Genomic DNA, 21876 nt, shown 5'->3' with positions numbered 1-21876 from the left:
TTATTAAATATTTTTCATCAGGAATGTTGAAAAGACGGCTTAAGCCAATTCGGGCTGAGGGGAGAGGAGGAATAGAGCAATAATTTGAATTACCTGGCGAGCCAGAAACCAAAGGCAGCTACAGAAAGTGCAATGATGAGGCTGGAGAGGCTGTATAACAGAAATAACTGTATTTGTCCGTTTTTGAGAAACATCATGTTCTCATAACTAAAGGTAGAGAAAGTGGTAAAGCCACCACAGAATCCGGTAGCCAGAAAGAGTACCTGTCCGTGAGTGAGCGTATTTGATTTCATGCTCAGTCCAAGAATAAGGCCGATCAGAAAACTGCCCGTGACATTGGCCAGGAAAGTGCCCAGGGCGAACTGTTCAAGAGAACGCTGAAACAACACGCCAAGGCCGTAGCGGCAAATACTGCCGAGACCGCCACCGAGAAATATCAAGATGAGACTTTTGAGCATATATCTGTGAAGCGCTTATGTTTGATCTTCCATACCGGCATCAGGTGCCTTTTTAACCGGGACATAGATCTCGGTTTTCCATTCTGCCGGATTGGGCAACTGATCTGAATCATTCAGATACACTTCAAAGGGTTTGGCGCCGGGGTCGATCATATAGCCTGCCGCTTTAAGGGCTTCTTCGGTTTTGGTCCAGGCTTCTTCCAGGTTGTCATAATGTCCTGTTAATCGTGATTTGAAATACATGCCAGACTCCTGAAAACCACATAAGATCTCACTGCCCGGGGTAGTGATCACCCTGTCAGTGACAGGAATGCTCGCCGATATAATGGCGCTCATGTTTTCTTCGTCCCACTTTTCGATCAGCAGAAAGGGGTTTCCGGAAGATGAAATATTGTTGTTTTCCATATAAGCTTCGACATCTTCGAACAGGGGTGCAGCCACTTCATCAACCTGCTGGGTGCTGCTTCCCGCGGTCTTATACATATAATAACCACCTCCGTAAGTGGTTTCACCAATGATCTCGATCGAATAGGCCTGCATATCGGCGGTCACAAGGCTGTCCAGGTTGTTTAGGCCTCGCTCATAATCGGGACCTATCAGGGTGTTCATATCGCCCTGGAACACCATAAAGGCGCGTTCTGTAAAAGAAAGGTCGCCTTCCATTCCCCAGGTCACCTCGGTTCCTTCAGCAACAGAATCAAGAGTCCAGAAAACATCTGCTCGCGACTCATAGGGTTCGATGAATTTGATTTCCTGCAGTATGGAGTCGGGTGAAATAAACAGCGTTTTCATGCTGCCCTTTCCCAGAACTTCTCCGTTCCAGGAATAACTGCCCTCAGGCCCTGATGCAGGATCGCCATATTCAATGGCCGCATTGGGATCCTGAGATTCCCAGGGAGACCATTGCGTCCATTTCCTGTAATCGGTGATGTAATTGTCAATAACGGAAGGGGGTGCCTGAATGGTTTGTGAACGGGTCACCTTGTAGTGATCGGGTTCAAGAGCGACGTAAAGCGCAAATCCGATCAGGATGATGGCGATCAGTATCAGGATGTATTTCAATATTTTCATACCCGGTGCAGTTTGTTTTTAACAAACTAAATGTACAAAAATAATTACAAAATTATCCCGGTAAAGAAACGTATAGCCTTTGCTTTCAGATCGCTTTCTTGTAAACCGAAGGGAAAGCTGTTTCCTCAGAATTCTCTTTCTCCACACGGTACACTTCACGCTCTGAAGCATATTTTCTACGCGTTGATTTTGCTTTGGGAAGTTTGTTTACACTGAACAGTAATAGTAAAATATTGACTATCAGTAAACTGATTAGTATTGAAAAAAAGGTCATCATTGCTTATGGTTGCTTGCTTACCGCAAATGTATGAGATTTTATATAAAATTTCCTATATAAACAGGAGAAAATAAATTTTAATATGCAGTAAAACAGCAAAAAGTAGCACCCGCTACTGGCTGAGAAGAAACTTAATAATAACCAGGAGGGTAACGAAAATAAGGAATCCGAGCAGAATCTTCAGACTGCCCTTGTATTGCTTGAGATGAATTCCCTTGTCCTGGCGGTAACTGTAAACCATGATGATGATAAAGCCGATCGCGAAAAGGACGGCGAAAATTAGTTGCCCCTTTGAAAGCATATGCTATTTTTACGCGAAAATAAATAAAAAGATCGGTTTCTGATCTTTTCAGCTTTCATTAAACTACCAGCTTATGACCGATAAACTCGATGCGGTAAAAGAATTTCACAAGGCCTTCGGATTGGGGGTCGCTGATCGCCCCGTGGCCGGCCTGCCGGAACGTGTGATCGATCTCAGACACCGGCTGATGGCCGAAGAAAATGATGAATATCTCGAAGCTGCCAAAAACGGTGATCTTGTTGAGGTGGCTGATGCGCTGGGCGATATGCTCTATATTTTATGCGGAACCATACTCGAACATGGTATGCAGCATGTTATCGAAGAGGTTTTCGAAGAGATTCAGCACAGCAATATGAGCAAGCTCGGAGACGATGGAAAACCCGTCTACCGGGAAGATGGAAAGGTACTGAAAGGACCGGGCTATTTTAAACCCGACATCAGCGCAATTCTCAAGCAAAAAAAATCCCGGAATAACCGGGATTAACTATTGTCAGGCGACCCTGTATCGCCAGCCGTGCTTGTCTTCTGATTTGTTGTACTGAATATCGGTGATCGCCTTTTTCAGCGTAGTCGCATAGGGTGCGTCGAGCTCCGGCAGTTCCCATCGCTCTCCCTTATATCCAAAGCCTTTTACCGGGTTGATCACTGTGGCGGTTCCGCTGCCGAAGATCTCCTTCAGGGCACCTTTGTTGGCAGCATCGATGATCTCCTGAACTTTTATAGGTCTCACCTCCACCTTAATGCCATGGTCTTCGGCTACCTGAATAACGCTTTTGCGGGTAACACCGTCGAGTATGCGGTCGCTTACCGGACAGGTGATGAGCGTGTCATCGATCCTGAAAAAGATATTCATGGTACCGGCTTCTTCTAAATATTCATGAGTATTGGCGTCGGTCCAGATCACCTGTTGAAAGCCTTCTTTCTGGGCCAGGCGTGTCGGGTAGAACTGTCCGGCGTAATTACCGGCTGCTTTGGCATATCCAAAGCCTCCGCTGGCCGCCCTGCTGTAATGGTCGGCAATTTTCACCCTGACCTCTCCGCTGTAATAAGCCTGGGCGGGTGAACATATGATCATGAATTTATACTGGGTAGCAGGAGCTGCAGAAACACTCGGTTCTGTTGCGATCACAAACGGTCGAATGTACAGGGAATTTCCATCGCCCGCCTTGATCCATTCACTGTCGATCTTAAGGAGTTGGGTGAGCCCGTCGAAAAAATATCTTTCGGGAAACTCGGGCATGGCCAAACGCTCACTTGACTTGTTGATACGGTGAAAGTTCTGTTCCGGCCTGAAAAGCCAGATACCGTCCTGATCATCCCTGTAGGCTTTCATTCCTTCAAAAACCGCCTGTCCGTAATGAAATACCCTGGCCGAAGGTTCGAGGGTAAGCGGCTGATAAGGAACAATGCGCGGGTTTTCCCATTTCCCGTCTTTATAATCACATTCGAACATGTGATCGGTGAAAACGGTTCCGAAAACCAGGTTGTTGAAATCTACCTGGTCGATTTTTGAAGACGTGGCCGTTTTTATGGTTAGATCTGTCAGTGTTTCGTTACTCATGATATGCGTATATTTTCGGTAAAATTAAGAATAATGAAGCAGTGGGTATAATCTCACGGCTAAAAAACTTTAAATTTGTTTGATAACCGAAAATTGTGAATTTCATGATACCAAACTGGAAAACCTCGTTGCTTCTTATCGCTGTGCTGGCGGTTTCCTGTAAGAGCAAGACAACCGATAAATCCGATGATCAAATGGCTGCTGCCACAGTGGTGGGTGAGACGTTCGACCGTGCCGGAGCCGAAGATGTTGAGAGCCTTGCCCTGATCTTTGAAGATGCCCGGATGGGAGATACCCTGCAGGGAACGTTTAAGGTGAAAGTGAAGGATGTTTGTCAGATGAAGGGCTGCTGGATGACCGTGGAACTGCCCGGAGGAGAAGAAGCACGCATTACCTTTAAAGATTATGGTTTCTTTGTTCCGAAAGATCTCGGTGGAAAAGAAGTGATCATCAATGGTAAAGCATTTGTTGAAACGACTACCGTTGAAGACCGCAAACACCTGGCCGCCGACGCAGGTAAATCTGAAGAAGAGATAGCCCTCATCGATTCACCGGTCAAAACCTTCGCTTTTGAAGCCGAGGGGGTGGCAATACCCGAGTAGATGATACGCAGGATCGTAAAAACGGCCGATGGTTCTTCCACCATTTTTCTCGAGGAATGGGATGAACACTACCATTCGAAACACGGAGCGGTACAGGAGGCCTATCATGTTTTTATAAAAAGCGGTTTTTTTGAGAGCTTCCCCGGTATCAAGAACCGAAGGCTGCGAATACTGGAGATAGGCTTCGGAACCGGACTTAATGCGTTTATCACCTTGCTGGAATCAGATAAATTAAAGGTTCCTATTCATTATGAGGGGGTGGAGGCTTACCCGGTTACCGAACAGGAGTGGGAGCTTTTGGAATATCCTGAGCAACTGCAAAGGCCGGCCATGAAGCCGCTCTTTGAGCATATGCACCGTCAGGAATGGGATCAGACCCTTGAACTGACTCCGTATTTCTCCCTTCGGAAGCGGAAGCAGTTTTTTAATGAAATTACAGATGAAGCAAGGTTCGACCTGATCTATTTCGATGCTTTTGGTGCCCGGGTGCAACCCGACCTGTGGGAAGAAGATATCTTTGCCGCTATGTACCGGGCCCTCGATCATGACGGCATACTCACTACGTACTCCTCGAAAGGAAGTGTCAGGCGAGCCATGATGCATGTGGGCTTTGAAGTGGAGAAACTTCCGGGGCCACCGGGGAAACGCGAAATGTTAAGAGCACGCAAAAATTCCTGAAACCGCTCCTCTCACTGTTAAACCTTAATTAAATTCCATCGTTCAGGCGTTCAAATTCCCTAAATTTAAGGTAAATACCTAACAGAACGGAAAATGAAACTTTTGATAACCGGGGCAACCGGAATGGTAGGATCAGCACTGGTGGAGCTTTGTCATAAAAATGATATTGGCGTTCACTATCTGACAACCTCCAAAGGAAAGATCGAACAACAACCCGGATATACCGGATTTTACTGGAACCCTGCAGAAGGGGTGATCGATCCTGCATGTCTCGATGGTGTCGATGGTATTATCAACCTGGCAGGGGCCAGTATTGCTCAGCGATGGACCGATGAGGCCAAAAAGGAGATTCTGCAAAGCAGAACCCGTTCTCTATCCCTCTTAAAACAATTGCTTGAAGATAACGATCACGGAGTGAAGGCGCTGGTAAGCGCTTCTGCTGTAGGGATCTATCCGTCTTCAAAAACCCGATTCTATGAAGAAGACTTTTCAGGATCTGCAGATACGTTCACTGCTACGGTGGTTAATGCCTGGGAACAAAGCGCAGACGAAATAGCCTCTCTTGGCATTCCGGTGGCAAAATTGAGAATAGGTTTGGTGTTAAGCGATGAGGGGGGTGCCCTGGTGAAAATGGCCAAGCCGGTGCGCTATTATGCAGGGGCTGCTTTCGGCGACGGAGAGCAATGGCAAAGCTGGATTCATATAGACGACCTGGCAGAAATGTTCCTTCATGCCGTAAAACTGAGACTTGAAGGGGTGTACAATGCGGTGGCACCGAACCCGGTAACCAATCAGAAACTGACCCAGGAGATCGCAGCAGTGCTCAAAAAGCCGCTCATACTGCCAAATATCCCCGAGGCGGCCATGAAGCTTGTGCTCGGTGAAATGGCATCCATATTATTTGTAAGTCATCGCGTGTGTTCGCGAAAAATAGAAGACACAGGCTTTTTCTTTCATTACGTAAATATTATCCCCGCTTTACAGGATCTGCTGAAAGAAAAAAGCCAGCTCAAAGAAGAGCTGGCCTGATAAATTCTTAAATCTGTTCCTGGATTGATTAGGCAGAAGCCTTCTCAGCCTTAACATGAACAGTTAGTTCCATGTCATCGTAGATGAATTTGTCACCAAGATTATCGAAAACCGATTTTGAACCATAGTTCACGTCCCATTTGGTACGGTCAATAGTAAATGGCTCACTGTCGATAGAGATCATATCACCTTCTTCACTTACAGTAACAGGGAAAGAAATGTTATTGGTCTTACCCTTGATGGTCAGGTTACCCTGCATCATGGTTTTGCCGTTCTCTTCGGTAATTCCGGTCATCTCGAAAGTCGCATCAGGATATTCGGTCACATTAAAGAAGTCACCTTCTTTTCCTTCAACGGTTCCTTTCAGGTGTGCTTCAAGATCTTCTTTTCCATCACCTGCTTCCAGGTCCTGAACAGTGATCGAAGTCATGTCGATTACGAAGTCTCCGCTTTGTGGAGTACCGGCCTCGACCATGATCTCACCAGATTCAACCATTACAATACCGTGGTGGGTACCGGTTGGTTTTTCACCTTTCCATTCGATCATGCTGCTGTCTGCCACCACATATTTCATGGCGGTTTCATTAGCAACGGCTACTTCCTGCGCTTCTTCTGCAGTTGTTTCGTTCTTTTTTTCTGATTTACATGAGGTGGCAAAGATCGCCAGAGCCACTATACTCACTTTAAAAAGATTCTTTTTCATGATATTTGCAAATTGATTTATGATTTTACTGCCAAATGTAATACATAATTAAGGCTCGAATATTAAAATTTTATTAAATCATTTTGATGACATTTTGACATTTTAACCGAAATGGCAGTAATTTTGCCGATTCTATAAAGATTTTAAAACCTAAAGCTTAATGGCGAAGAAAATGAAAGACGAAGAACTAAAAGATACCGTTTCAGAAGAGCAGCAAGCAGAACAAAAAGCGGCAGATACAGAGAACGACCAGAAGCAGGAAAATACTCAGAACGAACAGGGTATTGAAGAAGAGCTTAAGAAGGAAAGAGATAAATTCTTGAGGCTTTTCGCCGAATTCGAAAACTATAAAAAGCGAACCTCCAAAGAAAGAGTTGAATTGTTTAAGACAGCAGGTCAGGACATCATGGTGGCCATGCTGCCGATCCTGGATGATTTCGACCGTGCCCTGACAGAACTTTCTAAAAAGGAAGAAGGTGAAACTCTTACCGGGGTAACGCTTATCAGCAATAAATTAAAAGATACCCTGCGTTCCAAAGGGCTGGGCGTGCTTGAGGTGAATGAAGGTGATGCCTTTGATGCCGAGATTCACGAAGCCGTAACGCAGATTCCGGCTCCTTCAGATGACCTGAAAGGAAAGGTGATCGATGTGATCGAAAAGGGGTATAAACTGGGAGACCGTATCATAAGACACCCGAAAGTGGTGGTAGGGAAGTAAGATTCCTGCATGGTATAATAATTGCAACCAACCTTCAAAGAAACAAACGATACCTTTAACAGGCAGGCGAAGGCCTTAAATTATACTATTTAATGAAGCAAGACTATTACGAAATACTGGGAGTTGATAAAGGAGCCTCTACCGCAGAGATCAAAAAGGCATATCGAAAAATGGCCATAAAGTACCACCCTGACAAGAACCCGGGTGACAAAGAGGCTGAAGAAATGTTCAAGAAATCTGCTGAGGCCTATGAAGTGTTGAGCAATCCTGACAAAAGGTCGCGTTATGACCAGTTCGGTCATGCCGCCTTCGATGGAGCAGGAGGCCCCGGAGCCGGAGGTATGAATATGGATGATATATTCAGTCAGTTCGGTGATATCTTCGGAAGTGCTTTCGGAGGTGGTTTCGGAGGTTTTGGTGGCTTTGGCGGCGGAAGAGCCCGTGTAAAAGGCGGAAACCTTCGCATACGGGTCAGACTGAACCTGGAAGAGGTCGCCAACGGAGTCGAGAAAAAGGTGAAGGTGCGAAGGAAGGTGCAGGCAGAAGGGGTGACCTATAAGACCTGCGGTACCTGTAACGGAACCGGGCAGGTGACACGGGTGACCAATACCATCCTGGGTCGCATGCAAACAGCTACGGCTTGTACAACCTGTGGGGGTACCGGGCAGATGATCGATAAACGTCCCGCTGATGCTGACGCGCAAGGTCTTAAAGTTCAGGAAGAGACGGTTTCGATTAAAATTCCGGCTGGAGTTGTAGACGGTATGCAGTTGAAAGTTACCGGAAAAGGTAATGAGGCGCCCGGAGACGGGATAGCAGGTGACCTGCTGGTACTCATCGAAGAGCTTGATCACCCTACCCTCAAAAGAGAAGGGGATAACCTGCACTATGACCTGTATGTAAGTGTTGCAGAAGCCGTGCTGGGAACCTCCAAAGAGATCGATACCGTGAGCGGAAAAGTGCGTATCAAACTGGAAGAAGGCCTGCAGTCAGGTAAAATTCTCAGATTGCGCAATAAGGGTATTCCAAGCATAAACGGTTATGGTAACGGAGACCTGCTGGTTCACGTGAACGTATGGACTCCGAAAACCCTCAACAAGGAACAACGGGAGTTTTTTGAGCGCATGCTCGACGATGAGAATTTCATCCCCAAACCTGAGAACAGTGACAAATCGTTTTTTGAAAAGGTAAAAGACATGTTTTCTTAATTTAAGAAACAGTTAAACGAAAAATATATATCTTTGTATAGCGCTAGTATCTGGCTAGTGTTAATTTTTTCTTTTTCATAGCAATTTTTTCCCATCCTTGATTCCTTATTAAGGGTGGGTTTTTATTTTACAGGGTTCCAATTTCCGGAACCATCATTTTTATATACCTACTTGCCTGATTCCTTCCTCCTAAATCAATATATTTGAGAAAAGTACATTCAGAATGGAGGAACTGCTGGTAGCAGAACATGTGTCAAAGAAGTATGGGCAGCACCTGGCTCTTGATGACGTAAGTATACGAATCCCTAAAAATTCGATCTTTGGGTTGCTCGGTCCGAACGGTGCCGGGAAAACCACCCTGATACGTATTATCAACCAGATCACCTATCCCGACCATGGTAAGGTGCTTTTCGACGGAGAGCCGCTGGAACGAAAACATATCGCACAGATCGGCTACCTCCCTGAAGAACGCGGACTCTACAAGAATATGAAGGTAGGGGAGCAGGCCATCTATCTCGCCAGGCTGAAAGGCTTGTCTAAAAGCGATGCCAAAAAGGAACTGGAATACTGGTTCGACCGCTTCGGAATCGTAGATTGGTGGCACCGGAAAGTACAGGAGCTTTCAAAGGGAATGGCTCAGAAGATTCAGTTCATCGTTACCGTACTCCATAAACCGAAACTGCTCATCTTTGATGAGCCCTTCAGCGGTTTTGACCCGATCAATGCCAATCTGATCAAAGATGAGATACTCAACCTTCAGAAACAGGGTGCCACGGTGATCTTTTCAACCCACCGGATGGAATCTGTGGAAGAGCTATGCGAATATATAGCCCTGATCAATAAATCCCGAAAGATCCTTGACGGTAAACTGATCGATATCAAACGAAAACACAAGAGCAATACCTTCGATATAGGGCTGGAACTGGCAGATAAGGATAAGCTTCGGGCCGATCTTGACGAACGGTTTACGGTCAGTGATGCTTTTTTCAGGTCGGTTGGTGATGAGCTGAAGGTGCGTGTGCAATTGCATAACGGTGCCACAGCAAATGATCTGCTGGAGTACCTCTCTAAAAGAGCCCTGATCACTCATTTCGTAGAGGTGATTCCTACGGCCAATGATATTTTTATACAGACCATCAACGAAGATTAAATGGAGAAATTACTGCTCATTATAAAAAGGGAATACCTGGCGAAGGTTCGCAATAAGTCCTTTATCGTGCTTACCATCCTGAGCCCTTTGCTCATCGTGGGAATGATCGCCCTTATCGTATTTCTTACCCAGATCAACAATGATGAAAAACGCACCGTTGTCGTTCTTGATGAAAGTGAATTCTTCACAAACGAATTCATAACCACACCTGAACTGTCGTTTGTGGATTTCGAAGGAATCGGTGTCGAAAGCGCGAAAGATTCAGTAGCCGGCCTGGGTTATTACGGCCTGTTGCATATACCGGGGGGAAACAGTATCGATGAGGTGGCAGAACAGATCAGGTTCTATTCAAAAGGTTCTCCCAGTTTCAGTGTATTGGGGCCTCTCGAAGCCCGTATAGAAAATAAGGTGCGGGAAGAGAAGCTTAGAAACCTTGGGGTAAAACCCGAAAGCATCGATGACATATCTTCTTCGTATGAGATAAGCACCTCCAGCTTTACGGGAGAAAGAAGCCTGAAAGGGGTGAATGAGATCAAGGCGGCCATCGGTGGAGGCTTGGGATATCTGATCATGATGTTCATTATTATATACGGGGCTTTTGTCATGCGAAGCGTAATAGAAGAAAAGACCAGCCGTATCATCGAAGTGATTATCTCGTCGGTGAAGCCCTTTCAGCTTATGCTGGGAAAGATCATCGGCACCTCTCTGGCAGGTATCACCCAGTTTATCATCTGGATACTTTCGGCCGGGGTATTGCTTTTGGTGGTATTCACCATGATGGGGGTTGACCCGCAGGCGCTGCAGGCAGGTACACCCGTAAGCAGCGAAGCGATGGAAACCCTCGAGGCCACCACAGCTTCTGCCGAAACCGTGAACCTGTATTTCAGAGAATTTATGAAGATTCCCTGGATCACCCTCTTTGTTTCCTTTATTCTGTATTTTACCCTTGGGTACCTGATCTATAGTTCGATCTATGCAGCTATCGGCGCAGCGGTAGATAACGAGACAGACACCCAGCAGTTTATGTTCCCGGTTATTATGCCCTTGATGCTGGCCATTTACGTGGGGTTCTTCTCGGTCTTTGATAACCCTCACGGGCCCATAGCGGTTGGCTTTTCTCTCTTTCCGCTCACTTCTCCCATAGTGATGCTTATGCGTCTTCCGGCAGGAGTCGGGCCAGACGGTGTACCCTGGTGGCAATTGATCACCTCTGTTCTGATACTTGCTGCTTCTTTTCTGGCGGTGGTATGGCTGGCGGCCCGTATCTATCGTGTAGGTATTTTGATGTACGGTAAAAAGGCGAGTTACAAAGAGATCTATAAATGGCTTAAATATCAATAATTACCAAACATGAAGATAATTAAAGATCTACTGGAAGATATCAGGAGGTTCTTCAGCATCCCTTTATACGAAGGGAATGATGTGAGTATTCAGATCGGCACCATTCTGACCATCCTGGTCGGCTGTTTGGTGGCCTATTATTTGCTGCGCCTCATACGCAAGCTGATAACGGCCAAGCTTCCGGCCACCGACAAGAATAAGTTCATAAGTATTTTTAAGTTTATACAGTACCTGGTATATCTGCTGGTGGTGATCACCGTGCTCAATACTTCAGGAGTTGACCTTACCGTACTGCTTACGGCTTCTGCAGCCTTGTTCGTCGGTTTGGGTTTTGCCCTGCAATACCTGTTTCAGGATATTATCTCAGGTATCATGATCATTCTGGACCAGTCGTTACACATCGGTGATATCATCGAGATCGAAAATAAGGTGGGGAAGGTGACCGATATCAAACTGCGAACCACCCGGGCCATAACCCGTGATGATAAAATACTGGTGATTCCCAATCATAAATTTTTAACCGACAGCGTTTTTAATTATACTCAAAATCACCGAACGACAAGAGAATTGGTCAGGGTGGGTGTGGCCTATGGCAGCGACACCAAACTGGTGACGCGGTTGCTGCTGGAGGCTGCCTCTGAAAGCCCGGGCGTATTGAGTGACCCTGAACCTTTTGTGATGTTCGAAGACTTTGGCGATTCTGCCCTTATCTTTTCGGTGAATTTCTTTATCAGAGACAGCTTTGTCGATCCGCGAATTAAAAGTGATATTCGATATAGTATCGATGCGAAGTTCAGAGAGAATAATGTGACCATACCATTCCCTCAGCGCGATGTGCATCTTTTTAATAAGACCTCATGAAAATACCGGTGTACGATCATATACGCATACTGTTTATTTTACTGGCCGGCATCTGTTTTTTAATGCCGGTGCAGGCTCAGTTAACCGATATAGCCAGGGTTGAGTACACCTATTTTCCGCAGTCTTCTTCAGAGAATTCCTTTAAACGGTTTCGAACCCTTTTTAATTATCCCATAAAGGTAGGGAGTGATAAGTATATCGTAACGGGGGTTGAATACAGCAACGTAAATATGGAGCTCAATGACCCATATCCTTTTCAAACCGGTGAATTCGACAGGTTGCAACGGGTGCAGTTCTCAGTGGGCTATACCTTTGTGATGAAGAACGGATGGCGATTCGGAGCGGTGCTGGCTCCACAGGTGGCTTCAAACTTTCAGGGCGGTATCGTACCTGATGACTGGCTGCTGAACGCTTCGGTCTACTTTTTACGGCGAAAAGATACCATTGGAGATTTCGACCGCAGCGGACAGCTGGTACTCGGTATAGAATACAATACCAATTCAGGAATACCCTTTCCGTTGCCTTATGTGAACTTTCATAAAGATGTAGGGCAACGCTGGGCTTATACCCTGGGGGTGCCTAAGACCAACCTCAAGTATAAGCTCGACCAGAAGAATGTATTACAGGCTTTTGTTACCCTCGATGGTTTTTTTGCCAATATCCAGCAAAATTTTGCAGTCGATGACCGAACCGCCCACAATATCTCTATGACCACCGTGCTTTCGGGCGTGGGGTATGAGCACTTTTTTTCAGAACATATTTTGTTTTACCTCTATACCGGATATACGTTCATAAATGATATCGAACTCAGGGATAAGAACTTTAACAGGGTATTCACCATCAATGATTCAAATACATTATATTTAAGAACAGGACTAAAATTAAAATATTAAATGCCTAAAATTCTAGTGATTGAAGATGAGGACGCAATAAGGCGGGTGCTCGTAAAAATTTTAACCGAAGAGAGTAAGGACTATGAAGTGAGTGAGGCCGGCGACGGCTTGAACGGGATCAATATGATCAGGGAGGAAGACTATGACCTGGTGCTATGCGATATAAAAATGCCGAAGATGGATGGTGTTGAAGTCCTGGAGGCAGCACGTAAGATCAAGCCTGAAATTCCGTTTGTGATGATCTCCGGTCATGGTGATCTCGATACCGCTGTGAACACTATGCGTATGGGGGCATTCGATTACATTTCGAAGCCACCTGATCTTAACCGCTTACTGGGAACGGTGCGAAATGCGCTTGACCGGAAAAGCCTGGTTACCGAAAATAAGATTCTTAAGAAAAAGGTCAGTAAGAACTACCAGATGATCGGTGATAGCGAGGCTATTACCAATATCAAGGACATTATAGAGAAAGTTGCCCCCACCGATGCGCGGGTGATGATCACCGGTCCGAATGGAACAGGAAAAGAACTGGTGGCACACTGGATTCATCAAAAGAGCGAACGGTCAAAAGGCCCCATGGTAGAGGTTAATTGCGCAGCCATTCCTTCAGAATTGATAGAAAGTGAGCTTTTCGGGCATGTGAAAGGAGCTTTTACTTCAGCCGTAAAAGACCGGGCCGGTAAGTTCGAGACTGCCAATAAGGGCACTATCTTTCTGGATGAGATAGGAGATATGAGCCTTTCTGCCCAGGCCAAAGTGCTTAGGGCGCTGCAGGAGAACCGGATATCAAGAGTGGGTAGCGATAAAGACATTAAGATCGATGTAAGAGTGATCGCTGCAACCAACAAAGATCTTCAGAAAGAGATTGAAGAGGGAAAATTCAGGGAAGATCTTTACCACCGACTTGCCGTGATCCTCATTAAGGTGCCCCCTTTAAATGAAAGGCGTGAAGATATCCCTTTACTCATCGATCATTTCGCAAAAAAGATAGCAGGGGAACAAGGCAATGCCGAAAAGAAATTTTCAGATAAAGCGATAGGTCTTTTACAGCAATACGACTGGACAGGGAATATCAGGGAGCTGCGCAATGTAGTGGAACGTCTGATCATTCTGAGCGATAAGGAAGTGACCGAAGATGACGTGAAGCTTTTTGCCAGTAAATAATAAAAAAGCGGCCTTTGATCAAAGGCCGCTTTTAACTTTTATAAGGGATGATATCTTTATTTCGCCGCGTGACAATTCTGTAACGACTTTATTGCTGCCTGCTGAATTTCGATAAAACTATTCATATAATATTCCCGGGTCTGATTCAGGTTTTCCTGCTCCAGAACCTGCGGACTTCGAGATGGTGCAGCGGGGATATGACGACTTGCTTCTTCGCATCCCAGGGTGATGGCCATATTTTTGAGGGTACGGTGTAATTCGCGAATCTGACTCTCTGCTAACTGCTGCAGCTTACGCTGCTCTTCCAACTCCAGCTCCCGTTGTACTCTGGCCTGTTCGGCTTTGCGCTTCTGTTCAGCGATCTTTTTCTGTAGTTCCTGCTGTTGTGCCAAAAGCTTTTGCTGTTCGGCCTCCAGTTGCTTTTGTTTTGCGATCAGATCACTATCACCCGCATTTCCCGCAGAAGATGAGTTGTTTACCTGATAATCGGGCTGATCAGAAGCCGGTATATCTGTTGTATTGCTGGCGGTATCATAACTTACCTGTGAAGTGCCTTGTGTTGTACAGATGTCCATGATATTGATCAGGGACCGGGCTTCTGCCAGTGCTTTTTTTACGTAAAATCTCCCGGTATCCCAATCGGCCGGGTCAACGGCATTGTTCAGATTGATCAGGCCTTCCTGTATAGGCACCAGGGCATCATCACAGCCACAAGCCGTAACCAGGTCCCGGGTCTTTTCAAAGGCCTCGATCGCTCTTCCGGCGTAATATTTTTGATGGTCGAAATTATCAGACTCCATCGATCGCTTGGTGTGTGAAAGGGCGTAGGTTGCCGACGAATAGGCTGCGGTACAATTCGCGAATATGCCTTGTTGAAATAGGCATCCAATCAATAAGAGAATGGTACTTATTTTCATAATAGGGTAGCTTATGGTTTATTAATTTGGGTAAAGCAATATTACAACTTAAATTGTGTAAACAAAAAAAAAATGTGGTGACCCCCGATATTACTGTGGTTTAGATCGACTGTCATAAGGTGAATTCGAATGAAAAAAATCAAAGATTCAGATTACAGAGTAGTGTCAGGTGTCGACCTGGCTTCTTTTCCAACCCTGGCCGGGCTGGAGGCAGATGAAGAGACGCTTAAGTCCCGGCTGGAAGAAACACGTGTTAAATTAGGCGAGTTTCAGGATGTGTTGTATGCCCATGGTAAATACGGGGTTTTGGTATGTCTGCAGGGTATTGATACAGCAGGCAAAGACAGCCTCATCAGGGAGGTGTTTAAAGATTTTAACTCCCGTGGCGTGGTCGTGCACAGCTTTAAGAAACCTTCTGAAAGGGAATTGCGGCATGACTATCTGTGGCGCCATTGGCTGGCGTTACCGGAACGGGGTAAATTTTCGGTCTTCAACAGAACACATTATGAAAATGTGATCGTAACCAGAGTGCACCCCGAGTTCATTCTTAATGAAAGGCTTCCCGGTATCGATACCGTAGCCGATATAGATGGTGCCTTCTGGCACCGGCGATTTGAACAGATCAGGAACTTTGAAAAGCATTTGGTAGAGAACGGGTTTATCATTTTTAAGTTCTTCCTGCATCTCTCGAGGAAGGAACAGAAAAACCGACTTTTACGACGTATTGAAAAGAAGGAAAAGAACTGGAAGTTCTCACCCGGAGATCTGGAAGAGCGCAAACACTGGGATGCCTACCAGCATTTTTTTGAAGATGCCATCAATCGCACCTCCACTCATGAGGCACCCTGGTATGTCATTCCTTCAGACAGTAAAGATGAAGCCAGATGTATCGTGGCCGATATCATGTATGACCAGCTGAAAAAGTATAAAGATATAAAGGAGCCTGAACTTTCACCCGAGATCAGAAAAAACCTTGATGATTACATCAGACAACTTGAAGGAGAGTGATATTTAGTGATCTTTTAACATAATTAGACATGATATTTAAGCAACTTAGCCAACAAATCTTACTTATGAAATCATTTTTAGCCTTACTGTTTTTATTTCCCCTGGCAATAATCGCCCAGGTTTCTGATGAGGAACAACTCAAAAGTTTCTATGATACTTCTCTATTGGAAGGGCAGAGCTATGAATGGCTCGACCACCTGTCTAATCAGATAGGAGGAAGGCTTTCAGGCTCGTACAATGCAGAGCGTGCGGTACGGTACACCGAGAGCGAACTGAAGAATATGGGGCTTGATCGTGTCTGGCTGCAGCCGGTGATGGTACCGAAATGGACGAGGGGGCCGAAAGAGTATGCCTATATAGAAAGTAAGCCGGGAGCGGTAAACGCTGTTAATATCTGCGCACTGGGCGGTTCGGTGGCAACCCCTGACGGCGGACTGAAAACAGGAGTGATCGAAGTGAAAGGTATCGAAGAGCTTGAAAAATTGGGCCGTGAGGCTATTCAGGGAAAGATCGTCTTTTACAACAGGCCCATGCAGGCGAACCTGATCAATACTTTTGAAGCCTATGGAGGCTGCGTTGACCAGCGATATTCAGGGGCTGCGGAAGCTGCCAAATACGGTGCCGCAGGCGTGATCGTGCGCTCGATGAACCTGAGAATAGATGATCTTCCACATACAGGGAGTATGAGTTATGGCGATCTGCCCGCTGAAAAGCGAATTCCTGCGGCTGCGATCAGCACACAGGATGCAGAACTTCTCAGCAGTATGCTCGCCCTCGATGATTCGATCAAATTTTATTTCAATCAGAAATGCCAGGTATTTCCCGATGTACAGTCTTATAATGTGATCGGAGAGATCACCGGTTCAGAGTTTCCCGGTCAGATCATTACGGTGGGTGGTCACCTTGACTCCTGGGATCTCGGCGATGGGGCGCACGACGACGGCGCCGGATGCGTGCAAAGCATGGAGGTACTGAGGTTGTTCAAAGAAACAGGATATCGCCCTAAGCGCACTATCAGGGTCGTACTGTTCATGAACGAAGAGAACGGTCTCAGAGGTGGTCGCAAGTATGCAGAGGTGGCAAAAGAAAAAGGCGAGCAGCATATTTTCGCTCTTGAAAGCGATGCCGGTGGTTTTACCCCCAGGGGATTCTCATTCGATTGCAGCGATGCCGATTTTGAACGTATACAATCATGGAAGTCGCTGTTTGAACCCTACCTGATCCATTATTTCGAGCAAGGCGGCAGCGGTGCCGATATCGGTCCGCTTAAGGGTGAAGGAGTGGTACTGGCCGGTCTGCGTCCCGATACCCAACGATATTTCGACCACCATCATGCGGCAAATGACACCTTTGAACATGTGAACCGAAGAGAACTAGAGTTAGGGGCGGCAACCATGGCTTCTCTCGTTTATCTGATCGATAAATACGGTACGGCCTCCCTTCAGAAGATCAAGGGGTAAAAAGGGATTAACAAAACTTTATAGCCATGGCGACCTCCCGTTTCTGGGGTTTGCTCAAAAAAATAGTATTTTTATAAGGCTATGAAGAACAGAAAGAGTAAAGGATTCGTATTTACCGGGTACCAGGCTCCCGATCAATCTCCCTTTGAAAAGCTTTTCGATATTTTCAAGGAACTCATCACCCATACGTCGGGAGATTTCGATGAGGCTATCGATTGGTTGCGTGAACTTGATAAGGAATACAGCCTGACCGACGAAGATTACACTATAGAAGATTTTATTGAAGACCTGAAGCGAAAAGGGTATATAAGGGAAGAGATCGATCCCGATGGTGAGGGTGATGGTGAGGGCGACGGAAGTGGCCGTATTTCGATCACCGCCAAGACCGAACAGATGATTCGTAAACATGCCCTGGATCAGATTTTCGGAAAGCTGAAGAAAAGTGCCGCAGGAAATCACCGTACCAACTATACGGGCCGGGGCGATGAGCATACAGGAGATTACCGCGAGTACCGTTTCGGAGATCCTCTTGAACGGATTTCCATGACAGAAAGTATGCGAAACGCCTATATCAATCACGGAGTGGATGGTTTTTCCTTGCGCGAAGATGACCTGGTGGTTGAAGAAACGCACCTAAAGGCCCAAATGAGTACGGTACTCATGATCGATATCAGTCACTCCATGATACTCTATGGGGAAGATCGTATCACTCCGGCAAAGAAAGTTGCCATGGCCCTGGCCGAACTCATCACGACGCGCTACCCGAAAGATTCACTCGATATCCTGGTATTTGGAAACGATGCCTGGCCTATCGCCATTAAAGACCTGCCTTATCTCAAGGTCGGGCCGTATCATACCAATACCGTTGCCGGTCTGCAGCTGGCCATGGATATGCTCAGGCGTAAGAGGAATTCCAATAAACAGATCTTTATGATCACAGACGGAAAGCCCAGTTGTATCAGGAAACCTGACGGAGAGTATTATATGAACAGCGCCGGTCTTGATCCGTATATAGTTGATAAGTGTTATACCATGGCCAGACAGGCCAGGAAGCTTCATATTCCCATAACCACCTTTATGATCGCCCAGGATCCATACCTGATGCGATTCGTAAGAGAGTTCACCGAAGCGAACCGTGGAAAGGCATTCTTTACCGGTCTGAAAGGACTGGGGGAAATGATCTTCGAAGATTACGAAAATAACCGAAAGAGAAGAATCAAAGGTTGATTAAAAAAAAATGCTAAAATGAAACATCAGGAAATAACCACACTCGGGGCGTTGAAGCGTTCCGGCTATACACCCAGGTCAATAAAGGAAGAACTTCGTCAGAACCTCGTTCGCTCCATCAGGAACGCAGAGGCGCCTTTCGAAGGAATTCACGGATACGACAATTCGGTCATTCCCGAACTGGAAAGAGCGATCTTATCAGGACATAATATCAATCTTCTGGGGTTACGTGGGCAGGCGAAAACAAGGCTGGCACGCCTTATGGTTAATCTGCTTGATGAGTGGGTTCCGGTTGTCGAAGGCTCTGAAATGAACGATGATCCCATGCAGCCACTGTCGCGCTATGCCCGCGAACTGATCAAAGAGAAGGGAGACGATACCCCGATATACTGGATGCACCGACAGGAACGCTTTTACGAAAAGCTGGCTACACCCGATGTAACGGTAGCCGACCTGATAGGCGATGTGGATCCCATCAAGGCTGCGAACCTGAAATTGTCTTACGCCGATGACAGGGTGATACATTTTGGGATGATACCCAGGGCCAATCGAAGCATTTTTGTGATTAATGAGCTGCCCGATCTGCAGCCACGCATACAGGTGGCCTTGTTTAATATACTGCAGGAAGGCGATATTCAGATTCGTGGATTTAAACTGAGACTGCCGCTGGATATTCAGTTTATTTTCACTGCGAATCCGGAAGATTATACCAATCGAGGCAGTATAGTAACGCCTTTGAAAGACCGTATTGGGTCCCAGATATTAACGCATTATCCTGAAGACATCGCCGTGGCACGAAAAATCACGGAACAGGAAGCACGGGTTACTGAAGAACAGAAAGATCATATCTATGTTCCCGACCTGGCCAGAGACCTGCTCGAACAGATCGGATTCGAGGCCAGAAACAGTGAATACATCGATCAGAAGAGTGGAATCAGTGCTCGTATGAGTATTACTGCCTTTGAAAACCTGCTCAGTACTGCAGAGCGAAGAATTCTCAGAACGGGAGCAGAGACCACTTCCTTGCGTCTGAGTGATTTTATGGGCGTCATTCCGGCTATTACAGGAAAGGTGGAGCTCGTTTATGAAGGAGAACAGGAAGGAGCTGCCTTCGTGGCGGAGCACTTGATAGGGGAAGCTGTGAAATCGTTGTTTTCTGCTTATTTCCCTGCGATTGAAAAGTTACAGAGACCTGATGAACCCTCTCCATACGATGAATTGGTAGGATGGTTTTTTGAAGGAAGCGGGTTTGAACTACTCGATGAAACAGATGACGAGTCGTATAAATCCAAATTAGATGCCATTGCACCCCTGGAAAAGTTGATACAGGAGTATCAGCCTGATGCCGATAAGCGGGATCGTCACTTCTTAAAAGAATTCCTGTTGTGGGGGCTGGTCGAGTTTAAAAAGCTCAGCAAGAAAAGGTTTACCGAAGGTTATCAGTTTAAAGATCTCTATGGTAGCTATATAAGCAGGTTGTAGGTTTTTAGCAGAACTCACATGTTTTGCGCCATCAGAACAATGTTGCTTACCGGCGCCTGAAACAGCGTATTTTTAAAGGTGTTCAAAACGAAGACCGACAGGTATGCCAGTACGGTGCCGACTACAAAGGCTGAGAATACGTAAGAAACAGCGATGGCCAATTGGTACAGTTGCTTTTGTTTTACTGAAGTTTTCATAATATCGATGGTTAATGGTTGTTGTTTTACAGACAGGTTCTAACCGCTTGAAAGGTAAACGCATTGTAATATCATCGGGATGGGAGAAAAAGACCTGGAGTTTTTAAAGGCCGGGAGATATGCTAACAAAAGCAAGATATGAAAACATAAAGAGCTGATAAAGAGGATATTTCCCCTTTTCAGGAGGGTTTAGAAAGATGCCCTGGCGATCGTTCGAAAGCCTGAACGCCCGGGATCAGGGAGTGCTGACATACGCTGTAAGCTCGAGGTTTCCGAAAGCTTCTGTCAGAACATCATAGATCATTGCGGCGATCAGTAAAAATAGAAATAGAACGATACCGGTTAAAAGAATGGTTGCCAGTGCTGAGAACCACTCTCTTGCTTCATTAAAAGTGCCTGCAGTTTCCATCTTGGTTAGTGTTTAATTAACATAAAGTTAACAAATATTAACCAAAATTCAAAAAAATTAACACTCAATGAGGCCTTTTAAAAATTGTTGTTACTGCCTGTTAATAGCTAATTACCTTATCGATTGTAAATACAGGCATGGCCTCACCTGGAGACAGTTTGTACTGTAACTGTGTGGTCTCTCCCGTCTGTGTTTTTTCAGAGCCATTAAGATTGTATCGGGGAAATCGCCTGACAAGAGTCGTTTCAACAATAGCAAATTCATCACCTCCTGCGTAGCCATATTCCTTTCGTTCTTCTTCGCTGAACTGAGGCCAGTTGATCATGGTTGCTGATTTTCCATTTAACACAGAATAACCGATAACACGTCCTTCCGGTAATTCTCCGCTGTCTGTAGTGTAGATAACTATCTCGGGCCAGCTGTCACCATTAAGGTCTCCGATCTCGGCACCTGAGATCTCCCCACGAAATTCCGCAACATAGTTTTGCTGTTTGTTTTCAAAGCCGGGAAATTCGACCTCCACCATATTCTCCGAGTTTGTTCTTATTATGGCGGTAACCGGATTCGGACTGTATTCCCATTCAAGTGTTTTCTTGAAGTCAGAAGCTGCAGTGTCGTCCATTCGGTAATATTTGCCTGCGAGATTGCCTCCCCCTGAACAATAAAACATAAGTTTATCGCTTTCCTCTTCGTTTTCGGTCTTCAGGGTAAGTTCTCCGTTCTTGTGCACTTCCAGCAGAAAGGGAGCCAGGGTGTCTGCTACCCTGAGCGTGGAATCGTTTACGATCACAGCAACGGAATTATAAGTGCAGGTAGGTCTTTTTTTATCTTCCCGTGAAGTAATCTGAACGTGGGCAGTGCCCTCTTCCTTTTCAGTCAGCGATACCTTCACCCAATCGTATCCCTGTTCTCTTTTTTCATTACTCTCGGTAAAATAGGAGCCGTAGTGATCAAAGCTCACGGCATCCTTTGGTTTCCCTTCAGCGTTGTAATTGGCATCACTTTTATTTTCTTTACAGCTTATAAAAGCAATAAGAAGGAGCCATACCGGCAAATGGTTTTTCATTTATTTACTTTTTATCTACTGCGTTAATATTCAAGATATTGGTATGATACAGCGAAGCAGAAAAGGTGGTTCTCATATGTTTTTGTAGCTTTCTT

At 45.8% G+C, this 21876-nt stretch carries 25 protein-coding genes; 15 read left to right on the top strand and 10 right to left on the bottom strand.

Annotation, left to right across the window (positions count from 1 at the left end):
• Positions 1-89: 89 nt before the first annotated feature.
• The 4 genes from crcB to K7R10_RS10460 all read right to left on the bottom strand — a co-directional run bounded on the left by crcB (position 90) and on the right by K7R10_RS10460 (position 2107).
• Positions 90-440, bottom strand: coding sequence for a fluoride efflux transporter CrcB (gene crcB, locus K7R10_RS10475; RefSeq protein WP_224484661.1), 351 nt, complete (start codon positions 438-440; stop codon positions 90-92).
• 33 nt (positions 441-473) lie between these two features.
• A complete protein-coding gene (locus tag K7R10_RS10470; protein ID WP_224484660.1) occupies positions 474-1529 on the bottom strand; it encodes an SRPBCC family protein in 1056 nt (351 codons plus the stop codon).
• Between the two features lie 85 nt (positions 1530-1614).
• Complete coding sequence (locus K7R10_RS10465; protein WP_224484659.1) at positions 1615-1806, bottom strand: hypothetical protein; 192 nt, start codon at positions 1804-1806, stop codon at positions 1615-1617.
• 112 nt (positions 1807-1918) lie between these two features.
• Positions 1919-2107, bottom strand: a complete 189-nt coding sequence (locus tag K7R10_RS10460) for a hypothetical protein (RefSeq protein ID WP_224484658.1) — start codon at positions 2105-2107, stop codon at positions 1919-1921.
• A gap of 73 nt (positions 2108-2180) precedes the next feature.
• Between K7R10_RS10460 and K7R10_RS10455 the strand changes: the two genes are divergently transcribed.
• A complete protein-coding gene (locus K7R10_RS10455; protein ID WP_224484657.1) occupies positions 2181-2591 on the top strand; it encodes a pyrophosphohydrolase domain-containing protein in 411 nt (136 codons plus the stop codon).
• 6 nt (positions 2592-2597) lie between these two features.
• Here the strand turns inward: K7R10_RS10455 and K7R10_RS10450 are convergent, their stop codons facing one another.
• Positions 2598-3668 (bottom strand): branched-chain amino acid aminotransferase, encoded by a 1071-nt coding sequence (locus K7R10_RS10450; RefSeq protein ID WP_224484656.1) that lies wholly within the window; start codon positions 3666-3668, stop codon positions 2598-2600.
• Between the two features lie 104 nt (positions 3669-3772).
• Here K7R10_RS10450 and K7R10_RS10445 point away from each other — a divergent pair, with 104 nt between their 5' ends.
• From K7R10_RS10445 to K7R10_RS10435, 3 genes are all read left to right on the top strand, one after another.
• A complete protein-coding gene (locus K7R10_RS10445) occupies positions 3773-4270 on the top strand; it encodes a DUF4920 domain-containing protein (RefSeq protein ID WP_224484655.1) in 498 nt (165 codons plus the stop codon).
• Positions 4271-4948: a tRNA (5-methylaminomethyl-2-thiouridine)(34)-methyltransferase MnmC2 gene (mnmC2, locus tag K7R10_RS10440; protein WP_224484654.1), complete on the top strand. Its 678-nt coding sequence runs from the start codon at positions 4271-4273 to the stop codon at positions 4946-4948.
• A gap of 93 nt (positions 4949-5041) precedes the next feature.
• Positions 5042-5977 (top strand): TIGR01777 family oxidoreductase, encoded by a 936-nt coding sequence (locus tag K7R10_RS10435; protein ID WP_224484653.1) that lies wholly within the window; start codon positions 5042-5044, stop codon positions 5975-5977.
• A 28-nt stretch (positions 5978-6005) separates the two neighbouring features.
• On the opposite strand, the gene K7R10_RS10430 is transcribed toward K7R10_RS10435, so the two are convergent.
• Positions 6006-6680, bottom strand: coding sequence for a YceI family protein (locus K7R10_RS10430; RefSeq protein ID WP_224484652.1), 675 nt, complete (start codon positions 6678-6680; stop codon positions 6006-6008).
• Between the two features lie 160 nt (positions 6681-6840).
• On the opposite strand from K7R10_RS10430, the gene K7R10_RS10425 reads away from it, so the two are divergent.
• From K7R10_RS10425 to K7R10_RS10395, 7 genes are all read left to right on the top strand, one after another.
• Entirely contained in the window at positions 6841-7398 is a 558-nt protein-coding gene (locus tag K7R10_RS10425; RefSeq protein WP_224484651.1) for a nucleotide exchange factor GrpE, read from the top strand.
• 92 nt (positions 7399-7490) lie between these two features.
• Entirely contained in the window at positions 7491-8606 is a 1116-nt protein-coding gene (gene dnaJ / locus K7R10_RS10420) for a molecular chaperone DnaJ (RefSeq protein ID WP_224484650.1), read from the top strand.
• A 232-nt stretch (positions 8607-8838) separates the two neighbouring features.
• Positions 8839-9756, top strand: a complete 918-nt coding sequence (locus K7R10_RS10415) for an ABC transporter ATP-binding protein (RefSeq protein ID WP_224484817.1) — start codon at positions 8839-8841, stop codon at positions 9754-9756.
• Positions 9757-11097: an ABC transporter permease gene (locus tag K7R10_RS10410; RefSeq protein ID WP_224484649.1), complete on the top strand. Its 1341-nt coding sequence runs from the start codon at positions 9757-9759 to the stop codon at positions 11095-11097.
• A 9-nt stretch (positions 11098-11106) separates the two neighbouring features.
• On the top strand, positions 11107-11958 hold the full coding sequence (locus K7R10_RS10405) for a mechanosensitive ion channel family protein (RefSeq protein ID WP_224484648.1): 852 nt from the start codon (positions 11107-11109) through the stop codon (positions 11956-11958).
• Entirely contained in the window at positions 11955-12851 is an 897-nt protein-coding gene (locus K7R10_RS10400) for a DUF6268 family outer membrane beta-barrel protein (protein ID WP_224484647.1), read from the top strand. Before K7R10_RS10405 ends, K7R10_RS10400 begins: the two co-directional genes overlap by 4 nt.
• Complete coding sequence (locus tag K7R10_RS10395; RefSeq protein WP_224484646.1) at positions 12852-14015, top strand: sigma-54-dependent transcriptional regulator; 1164 nt, start codon at positions 12852-12854, stop codon at positions 14013-14015.
• Between the two features lie 56 nt (positions 14016-14071).
• On the opposite strand, the gene K7R10_RS10390 is transcribed toward K7R10_RS10395, so the two are convergent.
• On the bottom strand, positions 14072-14932 hold the full coding sequence (locus K7R10_RS10390; protein WP_224484645.1) for a hypothetical protein: 861 nt from the start codon (positions 14930-14932) through the stop codon (positions 14072-14074).
• A 129-nt stretch (positions 14933-15061) separates the two neighbouring features.
• Here K7R10_RS10390 and K7R10_RS10385 point away from each other — a divergent pair, with 129 nt between their 5' ends.
• The 4 genes from K7R10_RS10385 to K7R10_RS10370 all read left to right on the top strand — a co-directional run bounded on the left by K7R10_RS10385 (position 15062) and on the right by K7R10_RS10370 (position 20109).
• Complete coding sequence (locus K7R10_RS10385; protein WP_224484644.1) at positions 15062-15940, top strand: PPK2 family polyphosphate kinase; 879 nt, start codon at positions 15062-15064, stop codon at positions 15938-15940.
• 65 nt (positions 15941-16005) lie between these two features.
• Complete coding sequence (locus K7R10_RS10380) at positions 16006-17400, top strand: M20/M25/M40 family metallo-hydrolase (RefSeq protein WP_224484643.1); 1395 nt, start codon at positions 16006-16008, stop codon at positions 17398-17400.
• Positions 17401-17481: 81 nt separating this feature from the next.
• Entirely contained in the window at positions 17482-18627 is a 1146-nt protein-coding gene (locus K7R10_RS10375; protein ID WP_224484642.1) for a vWA domain-containing protein, read from the top strand.
• 18 nt (positions 18628-18645) lie between these two features.
• The gene (locus K7R10_RS10370; protein WP_224484641.1) at positions 18646-20109 is read left to right on the top strand and encodes an AAA family ATPase; all 1464 of its coding nucleotides are present in this window, start codon (positions 18646-18648) and stop codon (positions 20107-20109) included.
• Between the two features lie 14 nt (positions 20110-20123).
• On the opposite strand, the gene K7R10_RS10365 is transcribed toward K7R10_RS10370, so the two are convergent.
• The 3 genes from K7R10_RS10365 to K7R10_RS10355 form a co-directional block, all read right to left on the bottom strand.
• Positions 20124-20306: a hypothetical protein gene (locus tag K7R10_RS10365; protein WP_224484640.1), complete on the bottom strand. Its 183-nt coding sequence runs from the start codon at positions 20304-20306 to the stop codon at positions 20124-20126.
• A gap of 235 nt (positions 20307-20541) precedes the next feature.
• Positions 20542-20715, bottom strand: coding sequence for a hypothetical protein (locus tag K7R10_RS10360; protein WP_224484639.1), 174 nt, complete (start codon positions 20713-20715; stop codon positions 20542-20544).
• 100 nt (positions 20716-20815) lie between these two features.
• Positions 20816-21781 (bottom strand): hypothetical protein, encoded by a 966-nt coding sequence (locus K7R10_RS10355; protein WP_224484638.1) that lies wholly within the window; start codon positions 21779-21781, stop codon positions 20816-20818.
• Positions 21782-21876: the final 95 nt, after the last annotated feature.

This window comes from Robertkochia aurantiaca, assembly GCF_020166495.1.
In the GTDB taxonomy this organism is placed as follows: Bacteria; Bacteroidota; Bacteroidia; order Flavobacteriales; family Flavobacteriaceae; genus Robertkochia; species Robertkochia aurantiaca.
This window is presented reverse-complemented; position numbering and strand designations above follow the sequence as displayed.